This window comes from Trichlorobacter thiogenes (assembly GCF_900167465.1).
Taxonomy (GTDB): domain Bacteria; phylum Desulfobacterota; class Desulfuromonadia; order Geobacterales; family Pseudopelobacteraceae; genus Trichlorobacter; species Trichlorobacter thiogenes.
Window position 1 is genome coordinate 194,346 of record NZ_FUWR01000002.1, and the last position, 11,459, is coordinate 205,804.

The 11,459-nt window shown below is 52.9% G+C and carries 14 protein-coding genes; 6 read left to right on the forward strand and 8 right to left on the reverse strand.

Going from position 1 to position 11,459, the window contains the following annotated elements:
* The 5 genes from B5D39_RS04190 (at nt 1) to B5D39_RS04210 (ending at nt 6,148) form a co-directional block, all read left to right on the forward strand.
* Nucleotides 1-642: a hydrogenase gene (locus B5D39_RS04190; RefSeq protein ID WP_078789142.1), complete on the forward strand. Its 642-nt coding sequence runs from the start codon at nt 1-3 to the stop codon at nt 640-642.
* A 4-nt stretch (nt 643-646) separates the two neighbouring features.
* The gene (locus B5D39_RS04195) at nt 647-2,083 is read left to right on the forward strand and encodes a proton-conducting transporter transmembrane domain-containing protein (protein ID WP_078789143.1); all 1,437 of its coding nucleotides are present in this window, start codon (nt 647-649) and stop codon (nt 2,081-2,083) included.
* Nucleotides 2,080-3,600 carry a hydrogenase large subunit gene (locus B5D39_RS04200; protein ID WP_078789144.1) on the forward strand — a complete coding sequence of 507 codons (1,521 nt, stop codon included), beginning with the start codon at nt 2,080-2,082 and terminating at the stop codon, nt 3,598-3,600. The genes B5D39_RS04195 and B5D39_RS04200 overlap by 4 nt, the downstream gene beginning before the upstream one ends.
* A gap of 15 nt (nt 3,601-3,615) precedes the next feature.
* Nucleotides 3,616-4,374 carry an NADH-quinone oxidoreductase subunit B family protein gene (locus B5D39_RS04205; RefSeq protein WP_078789145.1) on the forward strand — a complete coding sequence of 253 codons (759 nt, stop codon included), beginning with the start codon at nt 3,616-3,618 and terminating at the stop codon, nt 4,372-4,374.
* A 478-nt stretch (nt 4,375-4,852) separates the two neighbouring features.
* Nucleotides 4,853-6,148 carry a DEAD/DEAH box helicase gene (locus B5D39_RS04210; RefSeq protein ID WP_078789146.1) on the forward strand — a complete coding sequence of 432 codons (1,296 nt, stop codon included), beginning with the start codon at nt 4,853-4,855 and terminating at the stop codon, nt 6,146-6,148.
* Nucleotides 6,149-6,236: 88 nt separating this feature from the next.
* On the opposite strand, the gene B5D39_RS04215 is transcribed toward B5D39_RS04210, so the two are convergent.
* The 7 genes from B5D39_RS04215 to B5D39_RS04245 form a co-directional block, all read right to left on the reverse strand.
* On the reverse strand, nt 6,237-6,773 hold the full coding sequence (locus tag B5D39_RS04215; protein WP_078789147.1) for a metal-dependent hydrolase: 537 nt from the start codon (nt 6,771-6,773) through the stop codon (nt 6,237-6,239).
* Nucleotides 6,774-6,837: 64 nt separating this feature from the next.
* Complete coding sequence (locus B5D39_RS04220) at nt 6,838-7,068, reverse strand: hypothetical protein (RefSeq protein WP_078789148.1); 231 nt, start codon at nt 7,066-7,068, stop codon at nt 6,838-6,840.
* Between the two features lie 140 nt (nt 7,069-7,208).
* On the reverse strand, nt 7,209-7,445 hold the full coding sequence (locus B5D39_RS04225; RefSeq protein ID WP_078789149.1) for a toxin-antitoxin system HicB family antitoxin: 237 nt from the start codon (nt 7,443-7,445) through the stop codon (nt 7,209-7,211).
* Nucleotides 7,442-7,849 carry a PIN domain-containing protein gene (locus B5D39_RS04230; RefSeq protein WP_078789150.1) on the reverse strand — a complete coding sequence of 136 codons (408 nt, stop codon included), beginning with the start codon at nt 7,847-7,849 and terminating at the stop codon, nt 7,442-7,444. The genes B5D39_RS04225 and B5D39_RS04230 overlap by 4 nt, the downstream gene beginning before the upstream one ends.
* Before the next feature lie 556 nt (nt 7,850-8,405).
* Nucleotides 8,406-8,882: a hypothetical protein gene (locus tag B5D39_RS04235; RefSeq protein ID WP_208610546.1), complete on the reverse strand. Its 477-nt coding sequence runs from the start codon at nt 8,880-8,882 to the stop codon at nt 8,406-8,408.
* A gap of 172 nt (nt 8,883-9,054) precedes the next feature.
* Complete coding sequence (locus tag B5D39_RS04240) at nt 9,055-9,684, reverse strand: hypothetical protein (protein ID WP_078789152.1); 630 nt, start codon at nt 9,682-9,684, stop codon at nt 9,055-9,057.
* A 144-nt stretch (nt 9,685-9,828) separates the two neighbouring features.
* A complete protein-coding gene (locus B5D39_RS04245; RefSeq protein WP_078789153.1) occupies nt 9,829-10,122 on the reverse strand; it encodes a hypothetical protein in 294 nt (97 codons plus the stop codon).
* 221 nt (nt 10,123-10,343) lie between these two features.
* Here B5D39_RS04245 and B5D39_RS16695 point away from each other — a divergent pair, with 221 nt between their 5' ends.
* Nucleotides 10,344-10,622, forward strand: coding sequence for a hypothetical protein (locus B5D39_RS16695; RefSeq protein ID WP_139366668.1), 279 nt, complete (start codon nt 10,344-10,346; stop codon nt 10,620-10,622).
* Nucleotides 10,623-10,749: 127 nt separating this feature from the next.
* On the opposite strand, the gene B5D39_RS04250 is transcribed toward B5D39_RS16695, so the two are convergent.
* Nucleotides 10,750-11,061, reverse strand: a complete 312-nt coding sequence (locus tag B5D39_RS04250; RefSeq protein ID WP_078789154.1) for a hypothetical protein — start codon at nt 11,059-11,061, stop codon at nt 10,750-10,752.
* Between the last annotated feature and the right edge of the window lie 398 nt (nt 11,062-11,459).

Genomic DNA, 11,459 nt, shown 5'->3' on the forward strand with positions numbered 1-11,459 from the left:
ATGGTTTCCTTTGCCGATCAACTGCTGGTGCTGGTGATGCTGATCAACTTCATCATGCTCGGTTCCAGCCGGATGGCCTTTGTGATCAGGGCCGTGGCAGCCCAGGGGGTAATCCTGGGGATTATACCCGGTCTGCTGCATCCTTTTTCCGGACATTTGCTGGCCATTACCGCCAGTATTCTGCTGGCCAAGGGGCTGGTGATCCCCTATCTGCTGAATGATGCGGTGCGCAAGGCCCAGATCCGGCGAGAGGTTGAACCGTTCATCGGCTATGTGCCGACCTTGCTGCTGGGTGCGGTCTTTACGGCCCTTGCCTTTGTGTTTGCCCAGAGGTTGCCGTTGGCGCCGGAACACCGTGACCTGTTGTTTGTACCGGCCTCCATCGCCACGCTGATGACCGGATTTTTGATTCTAACCACCCGTAAAAAGGCGATATCCCAGGTTATCGGCTATCTGGTGCTGGAAAACGGGATCTTTATCTTTGGCTTGCTGCTGACTGAAGCGATGCCGTTCATGGTTGAGGCTGGCGCACTGCTGGACCTCCTGGTGGGGATTTTTGTGATGGGGATTGTGATCAACCATATCAATCGTGAGTTTTCAACGGTGGACACCTCACGGTTACAGACGCTGCGGGAGGAGTAGGACCATGATTCATCTGCTTGTCCTGCTGCCGTTGCTGGGTGCCCTGATCGCCTGGCTGATACCCGGTAATCGTCTGCGTCCACTTATGCTGCCGACCATCGCCCTGCCGCATCTGGGCTTAAGCCTCTATCTGATCGCCTCACCAACCGTTCCGGTACATGGCGGCTGGATCTGGCTGGACCCGCTGGGCAAGATCACCCTGCTGGCAATCAGCAGCCTGTTTGCGGTCTGTGCGGTCTACGCGGTCGGCTATCTGGCCTACCGTCAGGAACGTTCAAACCGTGTGCTCTGTCTGGGCCTGCTGGTCTGTCTGGCTGCCATGTCGCTGGTGACCCTCTGCCAGCATCTGGGACTGCTCTGGGTGGCAATAGAGACCACCACCGTCTCCATGGCACCGCTGATCTACTTTAACCGTAATGCCCGCTCAATTGAGGCCACTTGGAAATATCTGCTGATCTGCTCGGTGGGGATCGCCCTGGCCCTGCTGGGGCTGCTGTTTCTGGCCTATGCCACCCACGTTGCCCATCAGAATGCCACCCTGCTGCTGCCTGATCTGCTTGAAGATGCCTCTGCCCTGAACCGGGGCTGGCTGCATGCCGCCTTTATTTTTCTGTTGGTGGGCTACGGCTCCAAGCTGGGGCTGGCGCCGCTGCATACCTGGAAGCCGGATGCCTACGGCGAGGCCCCTGGTCTGGTGGGGGCGCTGCTGGCTGGCGGCCTGGTTAACTGTGCCTTTCTGGCCATTCTGCGGGTGTATCAAATCTGCCTTGCTTCAGTAACCGAGTTACTGTTTTTTCAGCAGGTGTTGGTGGTGCTAGGGCTGATATCCATGGCGGTGGCGGCCATCTTTATGGCCCGTCAGCATGATTTTAAGCGGATGCTGGCCTACTCCAGTGTTGAGCATGTCGGTATTCTGGCGGTTGGTCTGGGGATCGGCAAAGGAGCCCTGTTCGGGGTGCTGTTCCACCTGATCAATAACGGTCTGACCAAGGGGGTGCTGTTTCTCTCCTCCGGCAATATCCACCGTTCCTACGGCGGCAAGACGGTCGAGGTGGTGCAGGGGGCGCTGACCCGGCTGCCCTGGTCTGGCGGGCTCTTTCTGGCCGGATTCATCGCCATTACCGGTTCACCGCCGTTCTCTCCCTTTATCAGTGAGTTCTCTATTATCAGCAGCATCTTTGTCCAACGTCAGTATCTGGTGGGGGGCCTGTTCCTGCTGTTTCTGGCAGCCATCTTTATCGGCATGGCCCTGACCGTACTGCCGATGGTGATGGGCACGCCCCGCACTGATCTGGAGGTGACTGATTATCGTGACCGGATGCTGACGGTGGGGCCGCCGCTGGTGATGTTGCTGGTGATTGTCTGGCTGGGGGTCTGGCCGCCTGAGGCGCTGCTGCAGCTGTTGAAGGACGGCGCCGCCATGCTGGAGGTACGGTCATGAACGATACCCTACGCCTGATCTACAATGGCCGCGCCATTGCCTGTGCAGATATCCCTTGCTGCGACCAGGATCGCTTTCTGCAGACCATCCTTGCAATGACCGGCCGCGGCTGGCGGGTCAGCAGCTACTGCGGCTTCCCGGCTGGCGAGACCACGACCCTGTACTGTCTGCTGGCATCTCCCGCTGATGGCGTACTGGGGATCATGCAGACGGTTTGCAGTGGTACAGAATTTCCTTCCCTTGCGGTCCAGTGCCCCCAGCTGCAGCTGTTTGAGCGGGAGATTGCCGAACAGTGCGGCATCCGTTTTATCGGCCATCCCTGGTTTAAGCCGGTTCGCTTTGTCCGTTCAGCGGTGGGCCGACAAGATGCCTGGGGCCGTCCTGATGATCAGCCGATTCAGGTGGGGGTGATGGACTACTACCGGGTGGAGGGCGAGGAGATCCATGAGGTGGCGGTTGGCCCGGTCCATGCCGGGGTGATCGAGCCGGGTCATTTCCGTTTCCAGTGTCACGGAGAGCAGGTCTTCCACCTTGAGATATCGCTGGGGTATCAGCATCGCGGCATTGAGCAACTGCTGATGGGTGGACCCCATCCCCAAACCCTGCGCCAGATGGAGGCGATTGCCGGAGATACCAGTATTGGCCATGGTCAGGCCTACTGCATGGTGGTTGAGTCGCTTTCCAAAACCAGACCTCCTGCTGCGGCTGAGGCGTTGCGCGGTGTAGCACTTGAGCTGGAGCGTCTGGCCAACCATACCGGTGACCTGGGGGCCATTGCCGGTGATGTGGGCTATCTGCCCACCGCCTCATTCTGTGGCCGAATCCGGGGTGACTTCCTCAACATGAGCGCCTTTATCTGTGGCAGCCGTTTTGGTCGTGGCCTGCTGAAACCGGGTGGTACCGTCTTTGGGCTGGATCAGGCCCAGCGTGAAGAGTTGCAAAACCGTCTGGCAACGGGGCGGGCGGAGTTGACCAGCGCCATTGAGCTGCTCTGGAACACCCCCTCGGTCATGTCACGTCTGGAGGGAACCGGCGCTGTATCGGCTGAGTCTGCCCTTGAGATGGGGCTGGTGGGGCCTGCTGCCCGGGCCTGCAGCCTGAAACGGGATGTGCGTTCTGACTACCCCTTTGGTATCTATCGCATGGCGCAGGTACCGATTGCCACTGCCCATCACGGTGATGTCTGCAGCCGCAGTATGGTGCGCTGGGAGGAATGCCAGAAATCGCTGGATTTCTGTGTGGAACAGCTGCGTCAGTTACCATCCGGGTCCCATGCCGTAGAACCAAAGCCGTTGCTGGGGGATCATCTGACCGTGGCCCTGACTGAAGGTTGGCGCGGTGAGATCTGTCATCTGGCCATCACCGGACCGGATGGCCGCTTCAAACAGTACAAGATCTGCGACCCCTCGTTCCATAACTGGCAGGGGTTAGCCATGGCGCTACGCAATGAGCAGATCTCCGATTTTCCGCTCTGTAACAAGAGCTTTAACCTGTCGTATTGCGGATTTGACCTGTAATGGAGGTGAAGCGGTATGCTGCGTGCCCTTAAAGAACGTCTGAGCATCCAGGGATACCGGACCATGGCCTATCCTGATGGGCCCGTGACCCTGCCGGAGCGGTTCCGTGGGTATCCAACGCTGCAGAAGGATCTGCTCTGTCATCTGGATGGAGCGGACTGCGCTGCAGCATGTCCCTTTGGTGCGCTTGGTTGTTCTGAAACCGGGTTGACGCTTGATATGGCCAAATGCCTCTTTTGTGCAGACTGCCCGGCATCCTCCTGTGTTGGTTTTAGTAACGACCACCGTCTGGCCGTCTCCAGGCGTGAAGATCTGCTGCTGCAGAGCAATACAGAACACAAACTTGCTCAACCGCTGGCACCTGACCTGCGTAAGCTGTTCGGTCGCTCCCTTAAATTCCGTGAAGTCAGTGCCGGTGGCTGCAACGCCTGTGAAGCTGACAGCAACGTGTTGACCACCATCGGCTGGGACCTGGGGCGTTTCGGGATTCAGTTTGTGGCCTCACCCCGCCATGCCGACGGGATCTGGGTGACTGGGCCGGTCAGTGAGAACATGCGGGAGGCGCTGCTCAAGACCTGGGAGGCGATTCCTGCTCCCAAAATTGTGGTGGCCTGCGGTGCCTGCGCCATTAGCGGCGGTCCGTTCAGTGGTTCGCCTCAGATCAGTCTTAGTCTTGATACACTGCTGCCGGTTGATCTCTATATCCCTGGTTGTCCTCCCCATCCGGCTACTATTCTGGATGGACTGTTGCGGTTGCAGGGGCGGCTTGCCTGAAAACTATTGCGGAGGCCGTCTACTGCGTTACGCGGTACTCGCTTCCTCGCCTACCAGTTCGGTATGTCTCGGTCGCTGCGTTCCGGGCGCCTGGTATCCGGCCCTCCTCATGACGTTTTTTATGTTTATTGGTCTTGTTAACTTATTTTGCTTGTGTTTCTAAAAGTATTCGCGTAAATATCAAAAGTTAATTTTTCGCCTCGTTATCTCGCTGCCTGACCCCCTTCTGCATCCGGTTTATTTCCCGATTCTGCAGCACCGCGTTTGGTTTGCGACAGTTGATTCCCACTTTCGTGCAGGCTTGTTTACCTGCCGGGAATCTGAATGAGTACTGCCGGCCACACGTGGTTGATGCGCTGATCCTACGGGGATAACGGTTGTCCCGACGCGCCCTCCACACGACACATGTACAGACGATTCAACAGACTTAGACAGCGATGCCGGCAGGTTTCCGCTCGTGTTGAATCAGGAGATTTTTATGTCGTTTGCTGAACTGAATTTGCACGCTTCCATCCAGAAGGCCATTTCCGCCTGTGGTTATGCCACCCCGACACCGATCCAGGCTGAGGCCATTCCTCAGGCACTCTCTGGTCGCGATCTGATCGCCTCTGCCCAGACCGGCACCGGCAAGACCGCTGCCTTTATCATCCCCGCCCTTGAGCGGCTGGCAAAGCCGGGTCCTGCAGGGATCGGTCCCCGCGTGCTGGTGCTGACCCCCACCCGTGAGCTTGCAGCCCAGGTTGCTGATTCGGTGGCCCGTTATGGCCGCTTCCTGCGTATGCGCTACGGCTCCATCGTGGGCGGTATGCCGTATCCCGATCAGGTCCGTCTGCTGCGTCAGCCGGTTGACCTGATTGTTGCCACCCCGGGCCGTCTGATCGACCACCTTGAGCGTGGCCGGATTGACCTGTCACGGGTAGAGCTGCTGGTGCTGGATGAGGCAGACCGGATGCTGGATATGGGCTTTACCGATGCGGTTGATCAGATTGCCGCTGCTACCCCCAAGAAGCGTCAGACCCTGCTGTTTACCGCCACCATGGATGACCCGATGGCCCGTCTGGCTGGCCGTCTGCTGAAGGAACCGTCACGGATTGCCATCTCCAGCCCACAGGCCAACCATGACTCCATTGAACAGCGGATGCACCTGACCGATAACCTGGGTCACAAGCACAAGATGCTGCATCATCTGCTGGACGATCCTGCCATTACCCAGGCGATCATCTTCTCCGCCACCAAGCGGGATGCCGATACCCTGGCACGTGATCTGTACGATCGTGGCCTCTCTGCTGCCGCCCTGCATGGCGACATGACCCAGGGCGCCCGTACCCGTACCCTGACCAACCTGCGTCGCGGCAAGGTGCGCTTCCTGGTTGCCACCGATGTGGCAGCCCGCGGTCTTGATATCAACGGCATCAGCCATGTAATCAACTTTGACCTGCCCCGCGCAGCTGAAGACTATGTCCACCGGATCGGTCGTACCGGTCGTGCCGGTGCCACCGGAGTTGCCATCTCCTTTGTATCCCCTGCTGATGCTGTCTATCTTCAGCGGATTCAGCGCTATACCGGTCAGACCGTCCAGATGCACACCATCCCCGGTCTTGAGCCGGTCAGCACCCTGCCGGTTCCCGGTCGTGGCGGCAATGGTGCCGGTAAAGGGCGTCGTCCCTTTGCAGCCGGTGGCCAACGCCGTCAGGGCGCTGGTGCAGGTAAAGGTGGCGCTGCTGCTCCCAAATCAAAATCAGGCTATCAGCAACGGGGCCGTAGCCAACGCTAATCAGCCTGTTGTGATGTTGTAAACCGCAAACGCCCTGTTCGGATTATCCGATCAGGGCGTTTCTGTGTTTGGGGTGGCGGCAGACTGTTTAACGTCGTTGCAAAGCTAAACGCCTCGTAATCATCATACCAGCCATTACGATGCCTGATGGTAGCCATACCCAGAGCAGTTCAGACTTTAGTACGGCAAAACCTCTCGGTGATAAAAAACGCGAGACACCAAAAGGCGAGACCTTAATCACCTGGATAGGCGCAAAAAATCGTGCATCAGACCAGGGCCATAAAAACGCAATACCCAGCCCACCGGTGGTAAAGGCATCAAGAATGCCGTGGGAAATAACTGCTAAAAAGAGAAAGAAAAACGTCCTTAGAGAAGTAGAGTTAAGCCACCTTGCCATACAGGCGCCGATACAGGCGACACTAACGGCAAACAGCACAGAATGGCTAAAACCGCGATGACCGAATGCAGCGGCATAGGGGATACCAAAGCGAAAAGCCAGAACATCGAGATCTGGTAATACCGAGGCAACCACACCGGCCAGTAGCAGTCTTGTGGAGATGATGTTGCGACCCATTCCGTATGCCATGGCAAGCGGTACTGCCGGATGTGTGATGATGGTTGGCATATTGGTCCTGTCAGTAAGTCAACCGGAGTTGATTGAGGCGTTAGAGGTTGACCAGAAAAATTGACTACTGCTTAATCAATAATTCTTTTATCTCTTTGAGTTGTGTTTGAATAGCATCTGCAGTTACTCCATTTTTATAATTCATGATAACTAGTTTCACAGAGACAAGAAAAACGCCAGTTTCCAATAGTAGATCGTGTGTGAAGCCCGTTGTAAAAAGAGCACTGATAAATAAAATAAGGGTAATCGCCATAACTGCTAGTGAAGCTGGATCCTTCTTGTAGATGTTTCTCATAAGATAGCCTCAAACGTTTACGAGATAACCGGCTGGCGATGCCGGAGCGGCGCTGCCTGACTAACCGACATACTTCCGACTGAGATACTGGTGAAATTCAGCACAACACCAGCCAGGCCAAGTTGATTGAGCCGTTAGGGTTACAGGCGGTCGAACGGTTCTGGTTCTACATTTGGAACCATTGACATTGCTTGAAGAAACTTTTCTTTTGAACCTCTTTGGGCACGTTCTTCAAGATAACGCTCTGTGGTTAATGCAGATATTTTTTCTGCCACAGCAGAAGCTATGAACTGGTTCAGTGAGATATGGTCCTGCGTGGCAACATTCTTTGCCATTTGATGCAATGAGTCTGGAAGTCTTACATTTATTGCTGTCATGGCAGTTCTCCTGTTTGCTCTAAAAATTCTTTTGGTGTCATAACACTTATTCCAAAACGGGCAGCCTTTTTGAAGTCCTTAATATTCCATGTAACGATAATGGAATTACATTTGACCGCCAGCTCAAGAATAAAATCATCGTCCGGGTCTCTCAATACAGGGCGCCACAGAAAGAAAATCTTGTGGCGGTTTGCAATGGCACAGAGATAGTCAACAACGTCTGCGGCGTTAATATGTGGTGTCTCGCGGCGCAAGATTTCTTCATATTCAGCGACCAAGGGCGTGGAGACGTTCAACTGAAACTTGCCAGAGTCAACAAGTGACAGTAGGCGGTATGATGCTCCCCGCGATGATTTGAAAGCTGCGACAAGGACATTGGTATCGAGTATTATCTGTGGTGCCATAATGGTATTATATATGGTGCGACATTGCTGTCAATGGGAAGATTGGATGATTGTTTGATATGAGTTGATAACCCTAACGTTTACGAGATAACCGGTTGGCGATGCCGGAGCGGTGCTGCCTGACTAACCGACCAACTGACGACTGAGAAACTGGTGCAATTCAACACACAGTAAGCCAGTCCGAGTTGATTGAGCCGTTAGGAGCGAGGAAGAACTTGACCAAGCCTGCGTTTACCTTGCGTTGCCGAAACCACCCACAAAAGCCGGACGAACCGGACAGCCGGATCTTGCCGAGCAACTGAAACAGCTTACCAAACAACCCTTGAATTTCAACTTGCTGAGAAAAGCCCGCCAGCCCAGATTTAATGCGGCTTAGCTGACCGAAGCGTTTTTGACTTTAGGTTCCACGAAGGACGCTGTTACACAAAGTTTCTAACGTTTACGAGATAACCGGCTGGCGATGCCGGAGCGGTGCTGCCTGACTAACCGGCCAACTGACGACTGAGAAACTGGTGAAATTCAGCGCACAGTAAGCCAGTCCGAGTTGATTGAGCCGTTAGAGCCTGTTGCCGATGAGCTCCCAGTTGTCCTGATAGCTGAGCAGATCTGATTTGCTGATGGTGCAATGCAGCGAATCTGGTTTTTTAGGCCGTATACCACCGTGTGAGTCCAACCAGCCCTTATAGTTTATGATAATAATGTCTTGTACTTTGGCCCACTCAAGAACGAAAAACTGATCTTCACCGTATTTTTTTCCTGCAAGTACAAAAACGCAAATAAGTTGGGGTATTGGGAGCTTTATTTTGTTGCCTATAATTTGCCTGTTCCCTTCAAACGTGACATCTGCAAACTTGTTTATTGAGAACTGCCAAGTGCCACTCATGCTGGTTTTTACCTGGATTGGACATGATACACCGCCAGAACCGGTGGCTATTAGGTCAAAGTCAGGAACATTGCCAGAGAAGGTTGCGACAAGAAGGTCTCTGCGAGCAAGTTCACATGCAACGAGATACTCACCTATTTGTTTTGCCACCTGATTACTTCGGCCAGTTGCCATATACATTGTTTCCTTTTCGAGGCTCTAACGTTTACGAGATAACCGGCTGGCGATGCCGGAGCGGTGCTGCTTAAACTACCGAGCAACTGACGACTGAGGAACTGGTGAAATTCAGCGCACAGTAAGCCAGTCCGAGTTGATTGAGCCGTTAGGGATTGGCGCTGTTTCGGGTGTTTATAGCATTTGCCAATTCATACGCCCAAGGAGTCTTTGCAGCTGCCTTTAAGGAGTAGCCAGAACTTGCCAACTCGTATGCTTTAGGCAGAACAGGACAACTCGAAACTTTTACAACGGCTAATTTTCGTTTGATAAAGTACTGAATTTTATTGGATAAGATTTTGAGTGAATGCCAGTCAATATTGTAGTCTGCCTCCCACTTTTGTGCTCGTTTTTGGCTCTGGTGGCCAAAATGGGATTGCGTAATGATTTTGTTGTGGATGCCACCTAAATACAGCTGAATCAGCGCGCCTCCTTCGATTGTATGGCGGAATGTGTGGCCTTTACACGCTGCTGGATTTAGTTCAATACGCTTGATTGAAAGTTCGTTCATAACTGAAGGAGACCATAGCTGAAGTAATATTGCATTGCCGTTTCCATTTACATCTTTTCCCAGAGGGAAAGCTGCATATATGTCTTCGGTAGAGCAAAATTCTCTCAACTTTTGACCGTAAGCTGAATAAGATTCAAAGACACGAACATCGGTGGAAGAAAATATGAAATCAATAATTGCTTTGAGGTCTTCTTCTGTTGCAAAAAAATTAACGTTCACAGATTCCATATTTATGCCCTGTAAAATCCCTAACGTTTACGAGATAACCGGCTGGCGATGCCGGAGTGGTGCTGCCTGACTAACTGGCCAACTGGCGACTGAGAAACTGGTGAAATTCAGCGCACAGTAAGCCAGTCCGAGTTGATTGAGCCGTTAGGTCTTTTTTGAGTTCATGCCTTCAATAAATATAAGGTTCGTTCGTATCACGGCCTCTGCATCATCGATTGATTCGAAAATAGTACGTTCATTACCACTAAACTCCCAGCGAGGCACATCGTATCGATATCCCATCGCGTTTTCATGTATAAGCATGGAAGCATATATATGGCCACTTGCCCTTGTTGTGATGAGCCCAATATGGTCATCACGTCCATTTTCTACAATTTTTATGACCTTCTCGTCAGGATTTAGCCAGAGCTCGCCATTTCGTATAAGATGTTCGGGCATGAAAATGTTTCTCGATTCTCCAATAGTTTCAGTGTGTGAGGTAATTCAAGCACAATTTATTGCTTTCGCATAAACTTGATATTTTGGACCTAACGCCTGAGAGATAAGGTGGTTACGACAGGCGAAGTAACGTACAAAAACAAACACTTACAGAAAGGATCGGCTAAAAATTGAGGCGAGAGTAAGTAACTCACACTTGATTGAGCCGTTAGGTACCCGCCATGAAAAACGACCTGCAATGCCCATACTGTGGTGCTGATAACGAGGTATGCCATGACGACGGCAAGGGGTATTCCGAGGACACCGACCACGAAATGACATGCCGTGAATGCGATAAGGCGTTTATTTTTAATACAACAATAATAATGCGTTACGAAGCATTTGCAGCAGACTGCCTGAATACTGGAGATCATAAGTACGAAAAGACCAGAACAATACCACCTGAAGCTGCCCGCCTGCGGTGTGTTATGTGCGGACATGAAAAACCGCTGCCGGTTTAGTACCCAACGTTTACGAGATAACCGGCTGGCGATGCCGGAGCGGTGTTGCCTGAACTGCCGACCAACTGACGACTGAGATATTGGTGAAATTCAGCGCACAGTAAGCCAGTCCGAGTTGATTGAGCCGTTAGGCCTGTTTAAGTACCTCAAGTACCCGACCATTACCGATGATTCTTCCTTCCCATACTGTGAATGTCGCACCTACAGGGAAATGTGGAAGTGCAATTTCAGGAAAAAGAAACTGCACGCCAATTTGTTGTGTTGCACCTGGGGTCAAATTGCATTCAATGGGGATGAAGAAGCGAACAGAGAAATTTTCTGTACCAACACCCAAAACACCGCGATATTCGCCTTCAGGTATTGAATTTTTTCTGCCTCCCACTTCAGTAGTTAGAAGCGTTATCTCGACTACAATTTCTGGTTTAACAGGTGTACTCATAGAAAAGGCCTAACGTTTACGAGATAACCGGCTGGCGACGCCGGAGCGGTGCTGCTTGAACTGCCGACCAACTGACGTCTGAGATACTGGTGAAATTCAGCGCAGCCCAAGCCAGTCCGAGTTGATTGAGCCGTTAGGAGCGAGGAAGAACTTGACCAAGTTGGCGTTTACCTTGCGCTGCCGAAAACCACCCACAAAAGCCGGAAGAACCGGCCAGCTTGATCTTGCCTACCTGTCTGAAATGCCGACCAACCAACCACTGAATTTTAACTTGTTGCGAAAAGGCTGCTAGCCCAGATTTAATGCGGGCTAGCGGGCCGAAGCGTTTTTGACTTTAGGTTCCACGGAGGACGCTACCACACAAAGTTTCTAACGTTTACGAGATAACCGGCTGGCGA

Bases quoted from the DNA above. Each gene is read 5' to 3' on its own strand.
- B5D39_RS04195 (WP_078789143.1), top strand. From the start codon at position 647: ATGATTCATCTGCTTGTCCTGCTGCCGTTGCTGGGTGCCCTGATCGCC.
- B5D39_RS04245 (WP_078789153.1), bottom strand. From the start codon at position 10,122: ATGCCCGAACATCTTATACGAAATGGCGAGCTCTGGCTAAATCCTGAC.
- B5D39_RS04225 (WP_078789149.1), bottom strand. From the start codon at position 7,445: ATGACAGCAATAAATGTAAGACTTCCAGACTCATTGCATCAAATGGCA.
- B5D39_RS04205 (WP_078789145.1), top strand. From the start codon at position 3,616: ATGCTGCGTGCCCTTAAAGAACGTCTGAGCATCCAGGGATACCGGACC.
- B5D39_RS04250 (WP_078789154.1), bottom strand. From the start codon at position 11,061: ATGAGTACACCTGTTAAACCAGAAATTGTAGTCGAGATAACGCTTCTA.
- B5D39_RS16695 (WP_139366668.1), top strand. From the start codon at position 10,344: ATGAAAAACGACCTGCAATGCCCATACTGTGGTGCTGATAACGAGGTA.
- B5D39_RS04210 (WP_078789146.1), top strand. From the start codon at position 4,853: ATGTCGTTTGCTGAACTGAATTTGCACGCTTCCATCCAGAAGGCCATT.
- B5D39_RS04220 (WP_078789148.1), bottom strand. From the start codon at position 7,068: ATGAGAAACATCTACAAGAAGGATCCAGCTTCACTAGCAGTTATGGCG.
- B5D39_RS04200 (WP_078789144.1), top strand. From the start codon at position 2,080: ATGAACGATACCCTACGCCTGATCTACAATGGCCGCGCCATTGCCTGT.
- B5D39_RS04190 (WP_078789142.1), top strand. From the start codon at position 1: ATGGTTTCCTTTGCCGATCAACTGCTGGTGCTGGTGATGCTGATCAAC.
- B5D39_RS04240 (WP_078789152.1), bottom strand. From the start codon at position 9,684: ATGGAATCTGTGAACGTTAATTTTTTTGCAACAGAAGAAGACCTCAAA.
- B5D39_RS04215 (WP_078789147.1), bottom strand. From the start codon at position 6,773: ATGCCAACCATCATCACACATCCGGCAGTACCGCTTGCCATGGCATAC.
- B5D39_RS04230 (WP_078789150.1), bottom strand. From the start codon at position 7,849: ATGGCACCACAGATAATACTCGATACCAATGTCCTTGTCGCAGCTTTC.